Origin of the sequence: Luteibacter sp. (assembly GCF_051958795.1) — a bacterium.
In the GTDB taxonomy this organism is placed as follows: Bacteria; Pseudomonadota; Gammaproteobacteria; order Xanthomonadales; family Rhodanobacteraceae; genus Luteibacter.
On record NZ_JBQCFT010000112.1, the window covers coordinates 1 to 20,238 of the forward strand.

Annotated in this window: 24 protein-coding genes and 1 tRNA gene; 22 read left to right on the forward strand and 3 right to left on the reverse strand. The window is 67.1% G+C overall.

Features of this window, described 5'->3' with window-relative positions; translation table 11 throughout:
• From ACTHLF_RS05955 to ACTHLF_RS06050, 20 genes are all read left to right on the forward strand, one after another.
• The coding region (locus ACTHLF_RS05955; RefSeq protein ID WP_440325694.1) for a TatD family hydrolase at positions 1-762 on the forward strand (762 nt) is incomplete at its 5' end.
• Positions 763-913: 151 nt separating this feature from the next.
• Positions 914-1,432 carry a MarR family winged helix-turn-helix transcriptional regulator gene (locus tag ACTHLF_RS05960; protein WP_440325696.1) on the forward strand — a complete coding sequence of 173 codons (519 nt, stop codon included), beginning with the start codon at positions 914-916 and terminating at the stop codon, positions 1,430-1,432.
• Positions 1,429-2,889, forward strand: a complete 1,461-nt coding sequence (locus ACTHLF_RS05965) for an efflux transporter outer membrane subunit (RefSeq protein ID WP_440325698.1) — start codon at positions 1,429-1,431, stop codon at positions 2,887-2,889. Before ACTHLF_RS05960 ends, ACTHLF_RS05965 begins: the two co-directional genes overlap by 4 nt.
• Positions 2,886-4,082 (forward strand): efflux RND transporter periplasmic adaptor subunit, encoded by a 1,197-nt coding sequence (locus ACTHLF_RS05970; RefSeq protein ID WP_440325700.1) that lies wholly within the window; start codon positions 2,886-2,888, stop codon positions 4,080-4,082. The genes ACTHLF_RS05965 and ACTHLF_RS05970 overlap by 4 nt, the downstream gene beginning before the upstream one ends.
• A complete protein-coding gene (locus ACTHLF_RS05975) occupies positions 4,079-5,650 on the forward strand; it encodes a DHA2 family efflux MFS transporter permease subunit (protein ID WP_440325702.1) in 1,572 nt (523 codons plus the stop codon). Before ACTHLF_RS05970 ends, ACTHLF_RS05975 begins: the two co-directional genes overlap by 4 nt.
• 106 nt (positions 5,651-5,756) lie before the next feature.
• Positions 5,757-6,257, forward strand: a complete 501-nt coding sequence (gene phaR / locus ACTHLF_RS05980) for a polyhydroxyalkanoate synthesis repressor PhaR (protein ID WP_440325704.1) — start codon at positions 5,757-5,759, stop codon at positions 6,255-6,257.
• A gap of 82 nt (positions 6,258-6,339) precedes the next feature.
• Positions 6,340-7,719, forward strand: coding sequence for an FAD-dependent oxidoreductase (locus ACTHLF_RS05985; protein ID WP_440325706.1), 1,380 nt, complete (start codon positions 6,340-6,342; stop codon positions 7,717-7,719).
• A gap of 80 nt (positions 7,720-7,799) precedes the next feature.
• A complete protein-coding gene (gene ccmA, locus ACTHLF_RS05990) occupies positions 7,800-8,426 on the forward strand; it encodes a cytochrome c biogenesis heme-transporting ATPase CcmA (protein WP_440325708.1) in 627 nt (208 codons plus the stop codon).
• Entirely contained in the window at positions 8,423-9,109 is a 687-nt protein-coding gene (gene ccmB / locus ACTHLF_RS05995) for a heme exporter protein CcmB (protein ID WP_440325710.1), read from the forward strand. The genes ccmA and ccmB overlap by 4 nt, the downstream gene beginning before the upstream one ends.
• Before the next feature lie 65 nt (positions 9,110-9,174).
• Positions 9,175-9,942 carry a heme ABC transporter permease gene (locus ACTHLF_RS06000; RefSeq protein ID WP_440325712.1) on the forward strand — a complete coding sequence of 256 codons (768 nt, stop codon included), beginning with the start codon at positions 9,175-9,177 and terminating at the stop codon, positions 9,940-9,942.
• A complete protein-coding gene (gene ccmD, locus ACTHLF_RS06005; protein WP_440325714.1) occupies positions 9,939-10,139 on the forward strand; it encodes a heme exporter protein CcmD in 201 nt (66 codons plus the stop codon). The genes ACTHLF_RS06000 and ccmD overlap by 4 nt, the downstream gene beginning before the upstream one ends.
• Complete coding sequence (gene ccmE, locus ACTHLF_RS06010; protein WP_440325716.1) at positions 10,123-10,590, forward strand: cytochrome c maturation protein CcmE; 468 nt, start codon at positions 10,123-10,125, stop codon at positions 10,588-10,590. Before ccmD ends, ccmE begins: the two co-directional genes overlap by 17 nt.
• Positions 10,587-12,551 (forward strand): heme lyase CcmF/NrfE family subunit, encoded by a 1,965-nt coding sequence (locus ACTHLF_RS06015; RefSeq protein WP_440325718.1) that lies wholly within the window; start codon positions 10,587-10,589, stop codon positions 12,549-12,551. The genes ccmE and ACTHLF_RS06015 overlap by 4 nt, the downstream gene beginning before the upstream one ends.
• Positions 12,548-13,090: a DsbE family thiol:disulfide interchange protein gene (locus ACTHLF_RS06020; RefSeq protein WP_440325720.1), complete on the forward strand. Its 543-nt coding sequence runs from the start codon at positions 12,548-12,550 to the stop codon at positions 13,088-13,090. Before ACTHLF_RS06015 ends, ACTHLF_RS06020 begins: the two co-directional genes overlap by 4 nt.
• Positions 13,090-13,533, forward strand: coding sequence for a cytochrome c-type biogenesis protein (locus tag ACTHLF_RS06025; RefSeq protein ID WP_440325722.1), 444 nt, complete (start codon positions 13,090-13,092; stop codon positions 13,531-13,533). Before ACTHLF_RS06020 ends, ACTHLF_RS06025 begins: the two co-directional genes overlap by 1 nt.
• Positions 13,530-14,198 (forward strand): tetratricopeptide repeat protein, encoded by a 669-nt coding sequence (locus ACTHLF_RS06030; RefSeq protein ID WP_440325724.1) that lies wholly within the window; start codon positions 13,530-13,532, stop codon positions 14,196-14,198. The genes ACTHLF_RS06025 and ACTHLF_RS06030 overlap by 4 nt, the downstream gene beginning before the upstream one ends.
• Positions 14,199-14,253: 55 nt before the next feature.
• A complete protein-coding gene (gene metX, locus ACTHLF_RS06035) occupies positions 14,254-15,360 on the forward strand; it encodes a homoserine O-acetyltransferase MetX (RefSeq protein ID WP_440325726.1) in 1,107 nt (368 codons plus the stop codon).
• Positions 15,361-15,538: 178 nt separating this feature from the next.
• The gene (locus tag ACTHLF_RS06040; protein ID WP_440325727.1) at positions 15,539-16,117 is read left to right on the forward strand and encodes a cysteine dioxygenase; all 579 of its coding nucleotides are present in this window, start codon (positions 15,539-15,541) and stop codon (positions 16,115-16,117) included.
• A gap of 24 nt (positions 16,118-16,141) precedes the next feature.
• Positions 16,142-16,228: transfer RNA gene (locus ACTHLF_RS06045), tRNA-Leu, on the forward strand.
• 146 nt (positions 16,229-16,374) lie between these two features.
• Positions 16,375-17,691, forward strand: a complete 1,317-nt coding sequence (locus tag ACTHLF_RS06050; RefSeq protein ID WP_440325729.1) for a methyl-accepting chemotaxis protein — start codon at positions 16,375-16,377, stop codon at positions 17,689-17,691.
• A 12-nt stretch (positions 17,692-17,703) separates the two neighbouring features.
• Here the strand turns inward: ACTHLF_RS06050 and ACTHLF_RS06055 are convergent, their stop codons facing one another.
• Positions 17,704-18,444, reverse strand: coding sequence for an SDR family oxidoreductase (locus ACTHLF_RS06055; RefSeq protein WP_440325731.1), 741 nt, complete (start codon positions 18,442-18,444; stop codon positions 17,704-17,706).
• A 114-nt stretch (positions 18,445-18,558) separates the two neighbouring features.
• Positions 18,559-19,146, reverse strand: coding sequence for a TetR/AcrR family transcriptional regulator (locus ACTHLF_RS06060; protein ID WP_440325733.1), 588 nt, complete (start codon positions 19,144-19,146; stop codon positions 18,559-18,561).
• Positions 19,147-19,292: 146 nt separating this feature from the next.
• Here ACTHLF_RS06060 and ACTHLF_RS06065 point away from each other — a divergent pair, with 146 nt between their 5' ends.
• Entirely contained in the window at positions 19,293-19,547 is a 255-nt protein-coding gene (locus tag ACTHLF_RS06065) for a type II toxin-antitoxin system HicA family toxin (RefSeq protein WP_440325735.1), read from the forward strand.
• Positions 19,544-19,882 (forward strand): type II toxin-antitoxin system HicB family antitoxin, encoded by a 339-nt coding sequence (locus ACTHLF_RS06070; protein ID WP_440325737.1) that lies wholly within the window; start codon positions 19,544-19,546, stop codon positions 19,880-19,882. The genes ACTHLF_RS06065 and ACTHLF_RS06070 overlap by 4 nt, the downstream gene beginning before the upstream one ends.
• Before the next feature lie 10 nt (positions 19,883-19,892).
• On the opposite strand, the gene ACTHLF_RS06075 is transcribed toward ACTHLF_RS06070, so the two are convergent.
• Positions 19,893-20,237: a hypothetical protein gene (locus ACTHLF_RS06075; protein WP_440325739.1), complete on the reverse strand. Its 345-nt coding sequence runs from the start codon at positions 20,235-20,237 to the stop codon at positions 19,893-19,895.
• Position 20,238: the final 1 nt, after the last annotated feature.

The following is a 20,238-nucleotide window of genomic DNA, read 5'->3' on the forward strand; positions in this document are numbered from 1 at the left end:
GACCTGATCGATACCCACGCCCATCTCGACGACAGCTCGTTCGACGCCGATCGCGGCGCCATGTTCGAACGCGCCGCCCAGGCCGGCGTGCGGCGCTGGATCGTACCGGCGATCGATCGTGGAAACGGGGAGGCCATCGAGCGTTTGTGTGCCTCGCGTGAAGGGGTCCATGCGGCTTACGGCCTGCACCCGATGTTCCTCGCCAGCCATCGCGATGCGCATCTCGACGAGCTTCCCAACTGGCTCGCGGAAAAGCGCCCGGTCGCCGTCGGCGAGATCGGGCTCGACTTCTACGTGGAAGGGCTCGACCCCGAACGCCAGCGCGCGATCTTCGAGCGCCAGTTGCATATCGCGAAGGAACACGATCTCCCGGTGATCGTGCACGCCCGTCGCGCCTTCGAGGAAGTGATCCACACCCTGCGCCGCATCGGCGGCCTGCGCGGCGTCGTGCATAGCTTCTCGGGGAGCGAAGAGCAGGCGCGGCAGTTGTTCGACCTGGGCTTCCATATCGGCATCGGCGGCCCGGTTACCTATGATCGCGCGAATCGCATCCACCGCGTCGTGGCAAGCATGCCGCTGGAGTGGCTGCTGCTCGAGACGGATTCCCCCGACCAGCCCTGCATGCACCACCGCGGCGAGCGCAACGAGCCCGCGTACATGGTCGATGTGCTGGAGACCATCGCCCGCCTGCGCGAGGTCGACGCGAGCCAGATCGCCGCCGCGACCACGGCCAACGCCGCGAAGCTCTTCGACCTGCCGTAGGAGCCCACCCTGTGGGCGACATCTTTCGCGGGAACGCCACGGGCCCTTAGGCGCATCGCGAACGGCGTCGCCCACAGGGTGGGCTCCTACTTGCCCGGGCGGCCATCCCTTGCTAGCCTAATAGTTCATCAGCGAACTATTCCCCAGCGAAATGTCCAGCCTGAAACCATGTGTCGACGCCCTGTACGACGGGGTCGATCGCGTCGCGGAGATCATCCCGGGCCTGCCGAAGTGCGAGGTCCTGCTGATCCGCCTGCTCCTGCTCACCGGCGAGGCCTTGCAGCGTGACGTCGAGGCCAAGCTGAAGCCGTTCGACATGAACGACAGCGATTTCCGCACGCTGATGATGCTGTACTCCTCCGCCGAAGGCAGTTCCACGCCTGGCGAGCTCTGCGCGCTGGCCGAGCAGAAGCCCACCAACATGACCCGGATCACCAACCTGCTGGCGAAGCGCGGGCTCATCACGCGCACGCACGCCACGCATGATCGCCGCCAGGTGGTGCTGAAGATCACCGATGAAGGCAAGCACTTCGTCCGCCAGATGCTCCCGCCGATGTTCCCGGAGCTGACCGCCAAGTTCGCCTGCTTCACCGCCCCCGAGCGCAAGACCTTCGAGCACCTGCTGAAGAAGCTCGCCCTGCACCTCGATCCCACGGATGCCTCGACATGATCCGCACTGCTTTCCGCCCCGCCCTGCTGGCCGCGGCGCTGGCCACCGTGCTCGCCGCCTGCCACGTGCCGACGAAGATCGACCACCCCACGCTGCGCGATGACGTACCGCTCGCTGGCATCGATGCCGGCACGCGCGCCGGCTGGCCCGCGGCGCAATGGTGGCGCGCCTATAACGATCCGCAGCTCGACCAGTTGATGGAGATGGCGCTGCGCGGCGCACCCGACCTCGCCCAGGCGAAGACCCGCGTCGACAGCGCCCAGCAGAACATCCGCGTCGCCGCCGCACAGGCGGGCCTGCGCGTCGATGGCAGCGCACAGGTCACCCGCCAGCGCATGAGCGAGCACGGCCTCATCCCAGCCCAGTTCCTTGGCTTCACCTGGTACAACCAGGCCGATCTCGGCGTGCAGGTGAGCTACGACTTCGACTGGTGGGGCAAGAAGCGTTTCACCATCGAATCGGCGATCGACAGCGCGCGTGCGGCGGAGGCCGAACGCTCGGCTGCGTCGCTCTCGATCCAGTCGACCGTGGCCGACACGTACTTCGGCTGGCTGACGGACAAGGCACGCTCGGGCCTCGCCGACCAGCTGATCGCCTCGCGCGAGCGGGCGCTGCGCATTGCCGAACTGCGCGTGAAGCAGGGCGTGGACGTGCCCGATACCGTGCAGCAGGCGCGCGGCGACCTGTCGGCCGCCCGCCAGCAGAAAACCGCGCTGGAAGGTTCCGCCGCCATCCGCAGGGCAGCGCTTGCCGCCCTTGTCGGCGTCTCGCCGCAGGACCTGCCGGCGCTGACGCCGCGCGCGCTCCCCGATGTGGCGCCGGGCCTGCCCGATAACGTCGGCACCGACCTGATGGCGCGCCGCCCCGATATCGCCGCAAGTCGCTGGCAGGTGGAAGCCGCGCTGCGCCAGACCGATGCCGCGCGTGCGCAGTTCTTCCCCGATGTGAGCCTGAGCGGCATGGCCGGCCTGTCCAGCATCGACCTGGACAAGGTGTTCAACGCCAGCAGCCGCGTGTTCTCGCTGACCCCTGCCCTGCACCTGCCGATCTTCGAAGGTGGCGCCCTGGAAGCGAACCACGGCGTCACCCGCGCGCAGCTCGACGCCGCCGTGGCGCAGTACAACGCGACCGTCGCCTCGGCCGCGCGCGATGTGTCGACGCAGGCGCTAGGCGCGCAGCAACTCGCCGCGCGCCGCACGCAGCAGGACGATGCGCTCAACGCGGCAAGCACCCTGCTCGCCAGCGCGAAGGCCCGTGCCGCACGCGGCGTGCGCGACGACCGCGAATCGCTCGCCACCCAGGCCGCCCTGCTCCAGCAGCAGGACATGGCCACTGACCTGCACGGCCAGGCCCTTGCCACCGACGTGAGCCTGATCAAGGCGCTCGGTGGCGGTTACCGCGCCGAATCCCCCGAATCCCCTTCCACGCCCAGCACCGACGGAAACCACAGCCCATGAGCGCGAATCCCAACGACACGACGCAGCCGGCCGAGAGCGGCAACGCGCCGAAGGACAAGCGTAAGCGCGGCCGCGCGCTGCTGGTCGCCCTTGTCGTCTTCGTACTCGCCGCCGTCATCTGGCTGCTGCTCTGGCTGTTCGTATTCTCCACGCGCGAGACGACCGATGACGCCTACGTCGGCGGCAACCAGGTCGGCATCTCCGCCCAGGTGCCCGGCATCGTCACCGGCGTGTTCGCCGATGACACGCAGCGCGTGAATGCGGGACAGGTCCTGGTCAAGCTGGATGCCACCGACGCCGACATCGCCCTGCGCAAGGCCAGCACGGCGCTGGCCCAGGCCGTTCGCCAGGTTCGCCAGCAGACCCAGTCCGCCGCCAGCGCCGATGCCTCGCTCGGCGCACGCCGGCAGGACCTCAAGCGCGCCCAGGACGACCTGAAGCGCCGCATCCCGCTGCTCGCCGAGAAAGCCGTCGCACCGGAAGAAGTGCAGCACGCTCGCGACGCGGTCGAAAGCGCCCAATCGGCCCTTGACTCCGCGCAGCGCCAGGCCGATGCCGCCCGCGCCCTCGTGGATGGCGCTGACGTGGAAACGAACCCCGCCGTGCAGCAGGCGCGTGCCAACTTCCGCCAGGCCTGGGTCGCGGCGCAGCGCAATGCGATCGTCGCGCCGATCGATGGTTACGTCGCCCAGCGCAGCGTGCAGGTGGGCAACAGCGTCCAGCCCGGCCAGCAGCTGATGACCGTGGTGCCGCTGCACGACCTGTGGGTCGAGGCGAACTTCAAGGAAAGCCAGCTGCGTCACGTGCGCATCGGCCAGCCGGCGAAGGTGGAGGCGGACATCTACGGCGGCGGCGTCGAGTACCACGGCCACGTCATCGGCCTCGGTGCCGGCACCGGCAGCGCCTTCTCGCTGCTGCCCGCGCAGAACGCCACCGGCAACTGGATCAAGGTGGTGCAGCGCGTGCCCGTCCGCATCGCGCTCGATGCCAACGACCTGGACAAGCATCCGCTGCGCATCGGCCTCTCGACGGCCGTCACGGTGAACATCACCGACGACAAGGGCGATGTGCTGGCGAAGGCGCCCTCGACCACGCCGGTGGCGCAGACCACCGTCTATGACGACGTGGCGGCCAAGGCGGACGAAGCCGCCGACGCCATCGTCCAGCAGAACCTCGGGGCGCGCGTGCCTTGAGCGACGCACTCGCCACCCCGGATGCCGCGCCCGCACCCGCGGGCCCGAAACCGCTGCATGGCCTGCCCCTGGTCCTGCTGACGATCGCCGTCGCGTTCTCCACCTTCATGGAGATCCTCGACATGACGATCGTGAACGTGGCGGTGCCGCACATCGCGGGCAGCCTCGGCGTCAGCGCCAACGAGGGCACCTGGGCGATCAGCTCGTACGCCCTGGCCAGCGCCGTCATGCAGCCGCTCACCGGCTGGATCGCGAAGCGCTTCGGCGAGGTGAAGACGTTCTGCTTCTCCGTCGGCCTGTTCGTCGTGTTCTCGATGCTCTGCGGCCTGGCTACGAGCATGCCGATGCTGGTGCTGTTCCGCCTGCTGCAGGGCGCGGGCTCGGGGCCGATGGTGGCGCTCTCGCTCTCGCTGCTGCTCGCAAGCTACCCGAAGGAAAAACAGGGCATCGCGCTGGCGATGTGGGCGATGACCGTGGTCGTCGCGCCGATCTTCGGCCCGATCCTCGGCGGTTACCTCACCGACAACTTCTCCTGGCCGTGGATCTTCTACATCAACGTGCCCGTGGGCGCCGCGGCCGGTGTGATCACCTGGTCGATCCTGCGCACCCGCGAAACGAAGACGGTGAAGGCGCCGATCGATTCCGTCGGCCTGTTCCTCCTCGTGCTTGGCGTCGGCTGCCTGCAGTTCATGCTGGACAATGGCAATGACCACGACTGGTTCGCTTCGCCGCTGATCCTCACACTGGGCCTCGTGGCGCTCGTATCGATCACGTTCCTGATCATCTGGGAACTGACCGCGAAGCACCCCGTGGTGGATCTATCGCTGTTCGCGCGGCGCAACTTCACCGTCGGCGTCACGGCACTGTCGCTCGGCATGCTGGGGTTCTTCGGTATTACCGTCGTGTTCCCGCTGTGGCTGCAGACGACGCTCGGCTACACCGCGACCTGGGCCGGCCTGGCCACCGCGCCGGTCGGTATCCTCGCGTTCCTCATGTCGCCGATCATCGGCAAGAACATCCAGCGGCTCGAACTGCGCGCGGTGGTGACCTTCGCCTTCATCGTGTTCGCGTTCACCGCGTTCTGGTTCTCCACGTTCAACAGCGGCGCGTCGTTCGCGACCCTGGTGCTGCCGCGTTTCGTGATGGGCATCGGCATCGCGTGCTTCTTCATCCCGTTGAACCAGATCTTCCTGTCGGGCCTGCGGCCAGACCAGATCGCCGGTGCGTCGGGCCTGGCGAACTTCTGCCGCACGCTCGCCTCGAGTATCTCCACCGCGATCACCGTGACGCTGTGGCAGCACCGGGGCGAAGCGCACCACGCCTCGCTGACGGAATACGTTAATCCGGCCTCGCCGGCCGCCATGGCCTATGTGGACAAGCTGCAGGCGGTCAACCTGCACGGCCAGGCACAGCTCACGGTGCTCGACCAGGTGGTGAACCGCGAGGCGCTCACCCTGGCCGTCAACGACGTGTTCTGGCTGTGCGGGATCCTGTTCCTGGCCCTTATCCCGATCCTCTGGCTGGCCCGGCCACCGTTCGGCAATGCGGGCGGCGCGGCGGGTCATTAAATCCAAGTTACGTAAATCGATCCAAATTCACGCACTGTGACTGAAAACGTTTACACGCCGTGAAACCAACTGGTGCGGCGCAATACCTCGTGGTAGCGTTCGCCGCATGGCACAAACCCTACGCATCATCAAAAAGTATCCGAACCGTCGTTTGTACGACACGGAAATTTCGAGCTACATCACGCTGGAGGAAGTCCGCCAGCTGGTCCTCGACGGGGAGAATTTCGAGGTCCGCGACGCCAAGTCAGGCGAGGACCTCACGCGCTCGGTGCTGCTGCAGATTATCGCGGAGCACGAGGAGCACGGCCAGCCGATGCTCTCCTCGCAGCTGCTGTCGCACATCATCCGTTTCTACGGGGATTCGCTGCAGGGCTTCATGGGGCCGTACCTGGAGCGCAGCCTGCAGGTCTTCCTCGACCAGCAGCAGCAGTTCCGCAACCAGCTCAACACCATGATGGGCCAGACCCCCTGGTCCATGCTCAACGAGATGACCGAGCGCAACCTCGACGTCTGGAAGTCGATGCAGCGCGGGTTCCTCGATGCGGCCACCGCCAAGCCGGCGGCCGCCACCCACGTGCCGCCGCGCGGCGGCAAGAAAGCCAGCTGATCACCGGCGCCGCCCGGGGCTTGCCCTCGGCGGCGTTGCGGCGCACGATGCGCTGCCCCGCAATATCGCCCAGCCAGGCTCCATGCCCCGTAACGACCTCGCCGTGGTCGGCGCCGGCCTGGTCGGCGCCCTGGTAGCCACCCTGCTGACCCAGCGCGGGTTCCGGGTCACCGTTTACGAGAAGCGCCTCGATCCCCGGAAAGCCGGCTTCGCCGGCGGCCGCTCGATCAACCTTGCCCTGGCCGAACGCGGGCTGCATGCCCTGCGCGCCACCGGGCTGGCCGACCAGGTCCTCGCCCAGGCAGTGATGATGCGCGGGCGCATGGTCCACGACCCCGCGGGCCACAGCGGCCTCCAGCGCTATGGCGTGGATGATTCCGAAGTGATCTGGTCCGTATCGCGTGGCGGGCTCAATGGCCTGATGCTCGACGCCGCCGAAGCAGCGGGCGCCACCATCCATTTCGACCAGGGCCTGGCCGCGGCCGACCTGGAGAACGGGACCCTGACCTTGCGCGCGGCCGACGGCAGCGAGCGCACGGTCGATGCGCCCGTGGTGATCGGCGCGGACGGCGCGGGCTCCGCGTTGCGCGCGGCGATGCACAAGCATGCGCCACTCGGCGAGCGCGTCGAGGAACTCGGGCACGGCTACAAGGAGCTCGAGATCCCGCCCGGTACGGATCCCGCGGCACCGTTCGCCATCGAGCGCAACGCACTGCATATCTGGCCGCGCGGGCACTACATGTGCATCGCGCTCCCCAACCGCGAAGGCAGCTTCACCGTCACGCTGTTCCTGCCCAACGACGGCGAACATCCGAGCTTCCGGACGATCGCGGGCGCCGGTGCCGCCGAAGCCTTTTTCCGCACCGAATTTCCCGATGCGCTGGAGCTGATGCCGGAGTTCGCGAACGACTGGTCGGCGCACCCGGTGGGTTCACTGGCAACGCTCTACCTCGATCGTTGGCACATCGGCGGACGTGCACTCCTCATCGGCGACGCGGCGCACGCCATCGTCCCGTTCCACGGCCAGGGCATGAACTGCGGGTTCGAGGATGCGGCGGAACTGGCGCGGCTGTTCGAAGCCACGCCGGATGATCCGGCGGCGGTCTTCGCCGCGTTCGAAGCCAGCCGCAAGCCGAATGCGGACGCGATCGCGCGGATGGCGCTCGAGAACTACGTGGAGATGCGCGACAAGGTCGCCGACCCGCACTTCCTGCGGATGCGCGAACTCGGCGGCCTGCTGGCGCAGCGCTCACCCACGCACTACCTGCCGCGCTACCGCATGGTGACCTTTACCCACCTGCCCTATGCCTACGCACTGGAGCGCGGCCAGGCCCAGGACACGCTGGTGGAGCAGTTGCTGCGCGGGCACGATGAGGTCGCATCCGTCGACCTCGATGCCGCGGTCCGGACCCTGGAAGCCACCCTTCCGCCGCTACCGGCCCAGGCGTTCGAACGCGGCTAACTGGATACGCCTGTCGTAGCGCGCTCCCACAGTCAACCAGCCGCATGGACAACCGGCGTCCGGCCCGCAACAATCGTCCGATGATCTCTTCCGCACCCCTGCTTGAAGCCCGTGCCCTGAGCTTTTTGCGCCAGGACGAGCCGGTTTTCGGGCCGGTCGACTTCGCCTTGCATGGTGGCGAGATCGCCCTGGTCGAAGGCGACAACGGCAGCGGCAAGACCACGCTGATGCGCGTGCTCACCGGCATGCTGCACGCCGGCGAAGGCGAGGTGCTGCTCGACGGCGCACCCTTCGCGCTGGATACCATGGCGGGCGCGGTGGTTTTCCTCGGCCACCACCTCGGCCTGAAGTTCGACCTGACCGCGCGCGAAAACCTCGCCGTGTCGGCGGGCCTTTACGGCGTCCGTGCCGGCACCACGATCGCTGCCGTGCTCGCCGACGTCGGCCTGGCCGGCTTCGAGGACGAGCCGATCCGCCGCCTCTCCGCCGGCCAGAAGAAGCGCGCCGCGCTTGCCCGCCTGCTGCTGCTGCCGGCGCGCGTGTGGCTGCTCGACGAGCCGTATGCCAACCTCGACCGCGAAGGCATCGCCCTGGTCAACCGCCTGCTCCGCGAGCATGCCGCGCGCGGTGGTGCCGCCCTGGTCACGAGCCACGGCGCGGTGACTTTCGCGGGCGATGAGCCACGCCGCATCCGGTTGCACGCGTGACGCCTGGTAGCACGCCTGCCGCCTGCGCCGCCCTCCTGCGCCGCGACCTCACCCTGGCCTGGCGCCGGCGCGGCGATATCGCGCTGCCGGTGCTCTACGCCGTCATCGTCGTCACCCTCTTTCCTTTCGCGCTGGGCCCCGAGCCCGCGCTCCTCGCGCGCATCGCGGGCGGCGTGGTGTTCGTCACCGTGATCCTGGCGATGCTGCTGTCGCTCGATGGCCTGTTCCGGCCCGATATCGAGGATGGCTCGATGGAGCAGCTGATGCTGGCCCCGCAACCGCTGGCGTTGCTGGTGGCGATGAAGATTCTCGCGCACTGGGTCACGGCGGCCCTGCCGCTGGTCGTCATCGCCCCGGTGCTGGCGAGCATGCTGCACCTGCCCGCCGCGGCCATGCCCGTGCTGGTCGTCGCGCTGGCGCTGGCGACACCCCTGCTCAGCCTGCTGGGCGCGGTACTGGTGGCACTGACGGCCGGGGCAAAACGCTCTGGTATGCTTCTGGCGCTGATGTTGCTGCCGTTGTGCGTACCGGTCGTGATCTTCGCCGCGGGCGCCGTGGCCGCAGCGCAGGATGGCCTGCCGTGGGTTGCGCCTGTCGCGTGGCTGGGCGCGGGGCTTGCGCTGGCCGTGGTCCTGGCGCCGCTGGCATGCGCGGCCGCGCTGCGGATCGCGATGGATTCATGAGCGCACGCAACCACGGGGTGTCCATGGGGGACTCACCGCGATGCACGAACCGTTGATGAGGACGAATGGCTAACTGGGTTCCCCTCTGGCTGCACCGCCTGGGATCACCGCCGACCTTCTACCGCTTCGCGGGCGCGGTATACCCGTGGGCGCTCGGCCTCGCCATCGTGCTCGGCGGCATAGCCCTTTACGGCGGCCTGTTCGTCGCACCGGCGGATTACCAGCAGGGCGATGCGTACCGCATCATTTTCATCCACGTGCCCAGTGCGTGGATGAGCCTGTTCATCTACGGCGTGATGACGCTCGCCGCGTTCATCGGCCTGGTCTGGCGGATCAAGCTGGCCGAGACGGTGGCCATGGAGTCCGCGCCGGTCGGCGCCGCCTTCACCGCCATCACCCTTGCCACCGGCTCCCTGTGGGGCAAGCCCATGTGGGGCACCTGGTGGACATGGGATGCGCGGCTCACCTCCGAGCTCGTGCTGCTCTTCATCTACCTCGGCATCATCGGCCTGTACCACGCGTTCGAGGATCGCCGCCAGGGTGCACGCGCCGCGGCCTTCCTGGTACTGGTCGGCGCGGTGAACGTGCCGATCGTGCATTTCTCGGTGAACTGGTGGAACACCCTGCACCAGGGCGCCACCATCCGCCTGCTTGGCCCCTCGCACATCGATGCCAGCATGGTGTGGCCGCTGCTCACCATGATGGCAGCCACCAAGCTCTACTACATCGCCAGCCTGTTCGCCCGGGTGCGCGCCGACCTCATCGCCTCCGAAGGCGGCAAGGCCTGGGTGCGTGAGCTCGCGCTGGGCCATGCGGAGGAAGGCAAGGCATGAGCACCTTCTTCGCGATGGGCGGCTATGGCGCCTACGTATGGACCGCGTTCGCGGTCTTCTTCATCGTCCTCCTGATCGATACGCTGGCACCCCTCGCCCGGCGCCGCCGCAACCTGCGCGATATCCGCGCACGCATCGCGCGCCACGAGAACCGCCGCCGTCCCGGAACCCCTGCCCGTAATGAATCCAACGCGTAAACGCCGTCTCGCCGTCGTCATCTCGGTCCTTGTCGCTGCCGCCATCGCGGTGGGCCTCACCGTGTTCGCGCTGCAGCGGAACATGAGCTACCTGTTCACCCCGAGCCAGGTGCAGGAAGGCCAGGCCACGCAGTACCCCACGTTCCGCCTCGGTGGCATGGTGAAAGCCGGCTCCATCCAGCGCGCGAAGGACAGCCTGAAGGTGAGTTTCATCGTCGTCGACGATGCGGGCGCCATGCCCGTCGAATACACCGGCATCCTTCCCGACCTGTTCCGCGACAACCAGTCGGTGATCGCCACCGGGCGCATGGCCGATGGCCGCTTCATCGCCGGCGAAGTGCTCGCCAAGCATGACGAGAACTACATGCCGAAGGAACTGAAGGACGCCATGGCGAAGGCGCACCAGAAGCGCAACATCGACGACACCGCCATGAAGGACGCGCCGAAGTGATCCCCGAGCTTGGCCAGGTCGCCCTCATCCTCGCGTTGTTGCTGGCCCTCGTGCAGGGCGTGCTGCCGATCATCGGCGCGTGGCGGAACAACGCCGCGCTGATGGCCCTGGCGCGGCCCACCGCGGCGGGCCAGGCGGTGTTCGTCTTCGCCGCCATGGGCATCCTGGTCCACGCGTTCCTCAGCTATGACTTCTCGGTCGCGTACGTCGCCGACAACTCGAACCTCGCCCTGCCCTGGTACTACCGCATCACCGCAGTGTGGGGCGCGCACGAGGGCTCGATGCTCCTGTGGGTGTTCATCCTCAACGTGTGGACGGTTGCCCTGGCCGCCTTGAGCCGCCACCTGCCGCAGCCGTTCGTCGCACGCGTGCTTGGCGTCATGGGTCTCATCGGTGTCGGCTTCCTGGCCTTCATCCTGTTCACGTCCAATCCGTTCCTGCGCGAGCTGCCCATGCCCGCGGACGGCGGCGACCTGAATCCGGTGCTGCAGGATCCGGGCATGACCTTCCACCCGCCGGTGCTCTACATGGGCTACGTGGGCTTCTCGGTCGCGTTCGCCTTTTCGATCGCCGCCCTGCTCGGCGGTGAGCTGGAACAGGGCTGGGTGCGCTGGGCGCGTCCATGGACGAACGTCTCGTGGGCGTTCCTGACCATGGGCATCGTCGCCGGGAGCTGGTGGGCGTACGCGGAACTTGGCTGGGGCGGCTGGTGGTTCTGGGATCCGGTGGAGAACGCGTCGTTCATGCCGTGGCTCGTCGGCGTCGCACTGATCCACGCGCAGGCGGTGACGGAGAAGCGTGGGTCGTTACCGGCGTGGACCGTACTGCTTTCGCTGTTCGCCTTCTCGCTTTCGCTGCTCGGGACCTTCCTCGTCCGCTCGGGCGTGCTGACCTCCGTGCATGCCTTTGCCTCCGATCCGCGCCGCGGGCTGTATATCCTCGGTTTCCTTATCGTCGTGATCGGCGGCTCGCTGCTGCTCTACGCGATCCGCGCACCGAAGGTCGCGACGGGCAAACCGTTCGCCGCGCTGTCGCGCGAAACGGGCATCATGGTGGCCAACCTGCTGTTCACGACGGCGGCGGCGATGGTGCTGCTCGGTACGCTGTTCCCGTTGATCGGCGATGCGCTGAACCTGGGCCGTGTCTCGGTGGGTCCGCCGTATTTCGGTTTCCTGTTCGTGCTGCTGATGGCGCCCGCCGTCTTGCTGCTGCCGTTTGGGCCGTACCTGCGCTGGGGCCGCGCCGAAGGTCGCCAGCTGACCAGCATGGCGATGCGCGCGGCGATCGCCGCGGTGATCTGCACCGGCGCCGCGGTGTTCTTTGTCGACGGCAAGCTCCGCGCGATCGCCGGTGTCGCTGGCGCCGTGTGGGTCGCCGCGGGCACGCTGGCCTATGTCGTGAAGCGCTGGCGCGAGATGCCGTTTGGCCGCCGTTATCCGGCGGAGATGGCGGGCATGCTGGTCGCACATTTCGGCGTCGCGATCTTCCTCATCGGCGTGCTGCTTTCCGAATCGCTGAGCACCGAGCGCGACGTGCGCATGGCGCCGGGCCAGGTGGAAGCCGTCGGCGCCTACCAGTTCCGCTTCGATGGCGTGCGCGAGACCACCGGCCCGAACTGGCGCGCCGACGAGGGCGTGGTGACGATCCTGCACGGCGGCGATGTCCTCGCGACCATGCACCCGCAGAAACGCACGTACTCGCGCGGCCAGGTGCAGACCGAGTCGGCGATCGACCCCGGCCTGTTCCGCGACATCTACGTCGCCCTGGGTGAGCCGATGGATGGCGGCAACGTGGAAGGCGCATGGGCCTTGCGCCTGTACCACAAGCCCTTCGTGCGCTGGATCTGGCTGGGTGGCCTGTTCATGATGGCTGGTGGGTTCCTCGCCGCGGGTGAACGCCGCTTCCGCGCGAAGAAGTCAGCCGCGACCGTGGCAACACCCGCGACGGAGCAGGCCGCATGAGCCGCTTCCTCCCGCTCATTGGCTTCACCCTGCTCGTCGTGCTGTTCGGCTTCGGCATCTGGTGGAACACCCAGCATGACCAGCACGAGATCGTCTCGCCCCTGATCAACAAGCCGGCACCCGCTTTCGCGCTGCCCGTGCTCGGCGAAGAGGGACGCACGGTCGACAGGCAATCCCTGCTCGGCAAGCCGTACATCCTCAATGTGTTCGGCAGCTGGTGCATCGAGTGCGTGCATGAGCACGCCGTGCTGTCCACCGACGTAAAGGCCCTTGGCCTGCCGCTCATCGGCATGAATTACAAGGACGACCCGAAGGACGCCACCGCGTGGCTTGCCGAGCATGGCAATCCGTTCAACCTGGTGATCGTCGATCGCGATGGCCGCGCCGGCATCGACTTCGGCGTGTATGGCGCGCCGGAAACCTTCCTGATCGATGGCAAGGGCGTGATCCGCTACAAGCACGTCGGCCCGATCACGCCCGAGGTGGTAACCCGGGAAATCCAGCCGGCGCTCGCCGCGCTGGCGAAGGAAGGCAGCTGATGCGCCGCCTCGGCCTGCTTGCCCTGCTCTGCCTGTTGCCGCTGCTGGCGATCGCCCAGGCGATCCAGCCGCTGCCGTTCCGCGACCGCGCGGAGGAAGTGCGTTTCCAGAAGCTGAGCACCGAACTGCGCTGCCCGATGTGCCAGAACGAAACGCTGGCCGATTCCAACGCGCCGATCGCGCACGACCTGCGCCGGCAGATCTTCGAGATGATGCAGGCGGGCAAGAGCGACGCCGAGATCAAGGCGTATCTCGTCGATCGCTATTCGGATTTCGTGCTGTACAAGCCACCGGTCGAGCCGAAGACCTGGCTGCTGTGGTTCGGGCCGCTGGTGGTCCTGGCGATCGGTGGCTTCGTCGTCGCCGTGCAGGTCCGCCGCCGCGCCCGCCAGGCCCCGCTGACCACGCAGGCACCTGCCAATGATGCCGAGGACGATTGGTGACCATTGCGTTTTACGTTGCCGCCGCGGCCATGCTCGCCGTGGCCCTTGCCCTGCTGCTGGTTCCGCTGGTGCGCCATGGGCGCCGCCAGGGCCGGTCGAAAGCGATCTTCGCCATCGCCGTGACGCTGGCCGTCGTGTTGCCGCTGGCCAGCGTCGGCCGGTATGCACTGGTCGGCACGCCCGCCACGCTGGGCGGCGTCGAGCCGCCGAAGGAAATGACCGTCGGCGAGGCGATCGATGCGCTTACCTCGCGCCTGAAGGCCAACCCCGGCGACGTGGAAGGCTGGTTGCTGCTCGGCCAGACCTACACCATGGTGAAGCAGCCGGCGCCTGCGCGTGACGCTTACGAAGGCGCGCTCAAGGCGGACCCGCGCAACGTCGCCGCCATGGTCGGCTGGGCCGAGGCCGATTCCCTCGTGCGCCCCGACCACCGTATCGAAGGGCGCGGGCTCGCCTTGCTCGAGCAGGCCGTCGCCGCCCAGCCCGATAGCCAGAAGGCCCTGTGGCTGCTGGGTATCGCCCAGTTCCAGCAGGAGCGCTATACGGATGCCGCCGCGACCTGGCGCAAGCTGCAGCCCCTGCTCGATCCCGATTCGAACGTCGCCCATGCCGTGGCCGAACAGATCGCGCTCGCGGAAAAGCGGGCCGCCGGCGCGACGCCATAGGACGAAACGCCTGCGTCCGTGTCACCATTCGCTGCATTGATCCGAGGAGCAGCGCATGGGCGACGCCCGCCGATACCATGACCTGAGCTCACCGTTCCGCATGAAGCGGGGCGGCGAACTGCACGGCGCCCGGGTGGCTTACGAGACCTGGGGCACGCTGGATGCGGAGCGCGGCAACGCGATCCTGATCCTCACCGGCCTCTCGCCAAGCGCGCACGCCGCGAAGAACGCGGAAGACCCGACGCCCGGCTGGTGGGAAGAGATGATCGGGCCGGGCCGCGCCTTCGATACCGATCGCTATTTCGTCATCTGCGTGAACTCGCTGGGCAGCGACAAGGGCTCGACGAGCCCGGCGTCGGTGAATCCGGCGACGGGTGAACCGTACCGGCTCACGTTTCCCGAGCTGGCCCTCGAAGATGTCGCCAACGCGGCGCATGAAGCAGTCACCCATGCGCTGGGCATCACCCAGCTTGCGTGCCTCGTCGGCTGTTCGATGGGTGGCATGAGCGCGCTGGCCTACATGGTGTTGCACCCGGGCGCGGCGCGGACGCATATCAGCGTCGATACGGCGCCGCAGGCGCAGCCCTTCGCGATCGCGATCCGTTCGCTGCAGCGCGAGGCGATCCGCCTGGACCCGAACTGGCGCGAAGGCCATTACGGCGGCGACATCTGGCCCGACCACGGCATGAGCATCGCGCGCAAGCTGGGCGTCATTACCTACCGGTCGGCCATGGAATGGAACGGCCGCTTCGCCCGGATCCGCCTGGATGCCGACGAACGCGAAGCCAACGAACCGTTCGGCTTCGAGTTCCAGGTGGAGTCGTACCTGGAAGCCCACGCGCGCCGCTTCAACCGTCAGTTCGATCCCAATGCCTACCTCTATCTCTCGCGCGCCAGCGATTGGTTCGATATCTCTGAATACGGCGAGGGCGATGTCATGCGCGCGCTTGGCCGCATCCGCATCGAGCGCGCCATGGTGATCGGCGTGAGCACCGATATCCTGTTCCCGCTGGAGCAGCAGGAGACGATCGCCAAGGGGCTGGAAGCCGCTGGCGCCGATGTCGAGTTCGTCGCGCTGGATTCCCCCCAGGGCCACGACGCGTTCCTGGTGGATATCGAGAACTACAGCCGGGCGATCGGCGGGTTCCTGCGCAGCCTTTAAGCTCTCGTAGGAGCCCACCCTGTGGGCGACGCCTCTCGCAGAAACGCCGCAGGGCCTGTGCCTCGATGCGAAAGATGTCGCCCACAGGGTGGGCTCCTACACACGGCAGCGTCCCGGCCGCCCTGTTATCATCGGCGGCAGCGCCCCGTCCCCACGTCCCTGTAAGAGGTTCCACCCCATGATCACGGTCGAATTCCCGGGCAGCCGCAAGCTCATCGATGCGATCGACCACGCGGTGAGTCAGGCGAGCACGCCGGCAATTACCGATACCCTGCGCAAGTCGCTCTGCCAGCTGATCCGCTCGCGGGAAGTCGTCCTTCCGGCCAGCGTCAACGAAGCCTTCCGCGACCATTACGGGCGCCGTGAGCTTTACCGCAGCGAGGAACACGGCTACAGCGTGGTCGCGATGACCTGGGGCCCCGGCCAGGGCACCAAGATCCATGACCACAGCGGCATGTGGTGCGTCGAAGGCGTCTGGAACGGCGCGCTGGAAATCGTCCAGTACGAGCTGATCGAACACGACGCGACCCGCTACCACTTCCGCCCGGTCGGCTCGATCGAGGCCGGCCCCGGATCGGCAGGCAGCCTCATCCCGCCGCACGAGTACCACACCATCCGCAACCCCAGCGAAGATGCCGTGGCGGTCAGCCTGCACATCTACTCGGGCCGCATGACCCAGTGTGCCGTATTCAACCCGCAGGGCGACGACTGGTACCTGCGCGACGAGCGCCAGCTAGGGCTCGACCAGGTCCATTGATTCCCGCATAATCGCCAGCCCCATGCCGAAATGGCGGAACCGGTAGACGCGGCGGACTCAAAATCCGTTTGTAGAGATACAGTGTGGGTTCGAGTCCCACTTTCGGCACCAGGATCAGAAGGCCTCCCTCGCGGAGGCTTTTTTTATGTTTTTCACCGGACTAATGGTGTTTTTACCACCTTCACGTTTTTTGCCTAAAGTGAGTAAATTGACGGCCGATATGTGATCTACATCACATTTAGGGAAGGGGTGCCGGGATGTTGGCTCGGTGGATGCGGCAGCAGCAGTCGATGCGCGGGAAGCTCGCGGCCCTGGACAAGGTCCAGGCCATCATTGAATTCAGCCCGGACGGCAACGTCGTCCATGCCAACCCCCTCTTCCTCCAGACCATGGGCTACCAGCTCAGCGAGATCGTGGGGAAGCACCACAGGCAGTTCGTGGACCCCGCCGAGGCCGGTTCCACGGCGTACGCCGAGTTCTGGGCCCGCCTGCGCGCGGGCAAGGCCGATGCGGGGCTGTACCGCCGCCTGCACAAGCACGGTGGCGACGTCTGGCTGCAGTCGTCCTACAACCCCATTTTTGACTCGTTCGGCCGGGTCGCCGGCGTCGTGAAGTATGCGACCGACGTCACCGAGCGCCGCCGCACCGAGGCCGACATGGATGGCCGCCTGCAGGCGATCGACCGGGCCCAGGCCACCATCGAATTCGCGCTCGACGGCACGATCCTCGACGCCAATGCCAACTTCCTGGCCGCGATGGACTACACCCTGGAAGACATCCAGGGCCGCCATCACCGCATGTTCGTCGATCCGGCGGAAGTCGCTTCGGAAGGTTACGCGCGCTTCTGGGCCGGCCTGCGCGAAGGCCGGCATGATGGCGGCCTGTACCGCCGCTTCGGCCGCGGCGGCCGCATCGTCTGGATCCAGGCCACCTACAACCCGATCCTGGATGCGCAGGGCAAGCCGGTACGCATCATCAAGTACGCGACCGACATCACCGCGCAGACCATGGCCGCCCAGACGCTGCAGCGTGAGGTGGTGTCGCTTTCGCATGCCGTGCTGGATAACGCACGGAAGGCCGGCCGCGCGGAAGAACTCGTCGACGGCGCGCGCGCCGCAGCCCAGCGCGGCGGCGGTGTCGTCGCCGATGTGGTCCGCACGATGGGTGCGATCCAGGACAGCACGCGTTCGGTCGAGGACATCCTCGAGATGATCGACACAATCGCGTTCCAGACCAACCTGCTCTCGCTGAATGCGGCGATCGAAGCCGCGCACGCCGGCGAAACCGGCAAGGGCTTCGCCGTGGTCGCCGACGAGGTGCGCCAGCTGGCGATGCGCAGCGGCCAAGCGTCGAAACAGATCCACGCGCTGATCGGCAGCGCCCGCGACCGCGTGGACGAAGGCGCCGAACTGGTCGGCAACGCCGGCCAGGTGATGCAGGAAATCCTCGGCGCCGTGGATCACGTCACCGAGGTCACCAGCGCCATCGGCGAAAGCGCGCAGGTCCAGTCCACGGGTATCGAACGCGTCAACGCGGCCGTCGCCCAGCTCGACAGCGTTTACGGGCGGGCGTGACGTGCCAGTGACTCAGGCGAGGTAGCCACCGTCTACCGTAAGGCTGGCCCCGGTGATGAACCGTGCATCGGCGCCGGCCAGCCAGGCGACCAGCGCCGCGATTTCACCGGGCTGGCCAAGGCGGCCGAGCGCGATAAGTGACTTGAGCATGTCGTGATAGTCCGAGGGGTTCATATCCGTCTCGGTCGGGCCCGGCTGCACCGTGTTCACCGTGATGCCGCGCGCGCCCAGGTCACGGGCAAACCCGCGGGTCATCGCCTGTACGGCGCCCTTCGAGGCGCTGTAGACCGAAGCACCGGCGAACGCGCTGCGATCGGCGACGATGCTGCCCACGTTGATGATGCTCGCACCCTCACCCATGTGGCGCTGCGCCGCCTGGACCCCGGCGTAAACGGCGCGGACATTGACGGCGAAAACCCGATCGAACGCGTCGATGCCCATGGTTTCGACACTGCCCCGCTCAAGTACCCCGGCGGTGTTCACCAGGCTGTCCAGGCGACCGGTCGCCGTAACCGCCGTATCGATCGCCGCTGCCAGCGCCGAGGCGTCCGCGCTGTCCACCCGCAGCGCGCGGGCACGCCCGCCCTGGCCGGCTATTTCCGCGGCCAGCGCTTCCGCCGTTGCAGACGAACTTGCATAGGTGAAGGTCACCTCGGCACCTTCCGCAGCGAGCCGGCGCACGATCGCCGCGCCGATACCGCGGGCACCGCCCGTGACGAATGCCGCCTTGCCTGCCAATACCTGCTGATTCATGGTGCACCTTATTATGGACTGTGTAGTCAACTATGACGCGAAAAAATAGGCGGACATGGGGTCCGCCTGCTTGGCCTGGCGATCAGGCTACGCCTTTCTGGACTACATAGTCAACTACTTGTCGGGTGCAAGCGAGCGCATGGCCACCGCAATGATCTGCGTCAGTACAGCGTGCGGCGCGCCGCCACGCGCGGCGATCTTCAGCCCCGACAAGGTAGCGAGCAGGAACTGCGCGCCAGCCGCGGGATCCAGCGTCGCGGCGATCTCCCCCCGGCCGATCCCATCGCGCAGCCGGCTTTCAAATGCAAGCAAGGTGCGTTCGCCGAGGGCATGCGTCACCCCGGACACATCCTCCGCCGTGGTACCGAACTCGGCAACCGCGTGAATCCCCAGGCACGCGGTTCCGTGCGGCGTAGACGCTGTTTCGGCGAAGGCAAGAAGCGCCTGCTCGATGCCCTGGAGCACGTTGGCGTGCGCAAACATCGCCGTAAGCGTCGCACCGACACTATCGTCCGAGTAACGACGCAGCGCTTCGAGATAAAGCGCCCGCTTGTCGCCGAAGGTGTCATAGAGGCTCTGCCGGCCGATCTTCATCGCGTCCAGCAGCATCGGCGTCGAGGTGCCTTCAAACCCGTGCTGGGCGAAGGTCTCGATCGCCCGCTGCAGGGCGGTATCCCGGTTGAATTCGCGTGGCCGTGCCATAACCGTGTTCTGGAATGAAAGATCCAGCATACGCGCGCTGGTGCGCTTGTGAAAGCAATCCCTGGCGCCAGGCGGCGGCCACCGCCGATTCCGCGACTTGCCCCCGATCCGTAGCTTGCATAGGTACCACAATTTGGTACCATTCCATGAAGCCACGTCACCAGCGAACGCTCGCCCTCATCGCAGGACACCCGCCCTACGGCAACATCCGGTGGAGCGATATCGAAGCGCTGTTTCTCCAACTCGGTGCACGGATGAAAGAAGCCGAAGGGTCGCGCGTCACCGTCTTCCTGTTCGGGGAGGTCCGCGTATTCCACCGCCCTCACCCGCGTCCCGATACCGATAAAGGCGCCGTGGCCTGTATTCGGAAGTGGCTCAACCAAAATGGAGTGATCGCATGAATAACATCATGGTCATCGATGGCTACCGCGCTGTCGTCCAGTACGACCCCGAGATCGACATGTTCCGCGGCGAGTTCGTTGGCCTCAACGGAGGCGCCGACTTCTATGCGCCCGATGTGCATGGCCTGCGCAGCGAAGGCGTCGTCTCGCTGCGCGTCTTCCTCGATGCCTGCCGCGAAGCGGGTATCCCGCCGGTTCGCACGTTCTCCGGGAAATTCCAGGCCAGGGTCTCGGCCGAGCTGCATCTGCGCTCGACGGAGGCGGCCGCCGCCCTCGGTATCAGCCTCAATCAGTTCGTGCAGCGGGCCATGGAGCGCGAGCTCCTCGCTGTCTGAGCCCCCCGGCTCAGCGCGCGGCGGCGGGTGCCGGGTATTCCGTGGTCGTCTCGAACTCGGCGTAGGGCTGGCTGGCTTCGCGCAGGTTGCCAAGCGGCAGGCGCTCGGCCACGCCCATCAGGCGGGCCCGCAAGGCGGCCACCTCGCGGATCTTTTCGGAGGCCGCGAATGAGTACTCGTTGGTCATCTCGAAGGCGGCGACGACATTGCCTTCTTCGCTACGCATGATCCACGGGCGGCGCGCGGTGATCAGTCCGGCCCGCTGCATGGCTTCATAGATCTCCAGGAGTATGGAGATGACGAGGTCGGTACGGCCAGGAAAGGGTCGGTAGCCTACGATGATCGAAGTCGCCACG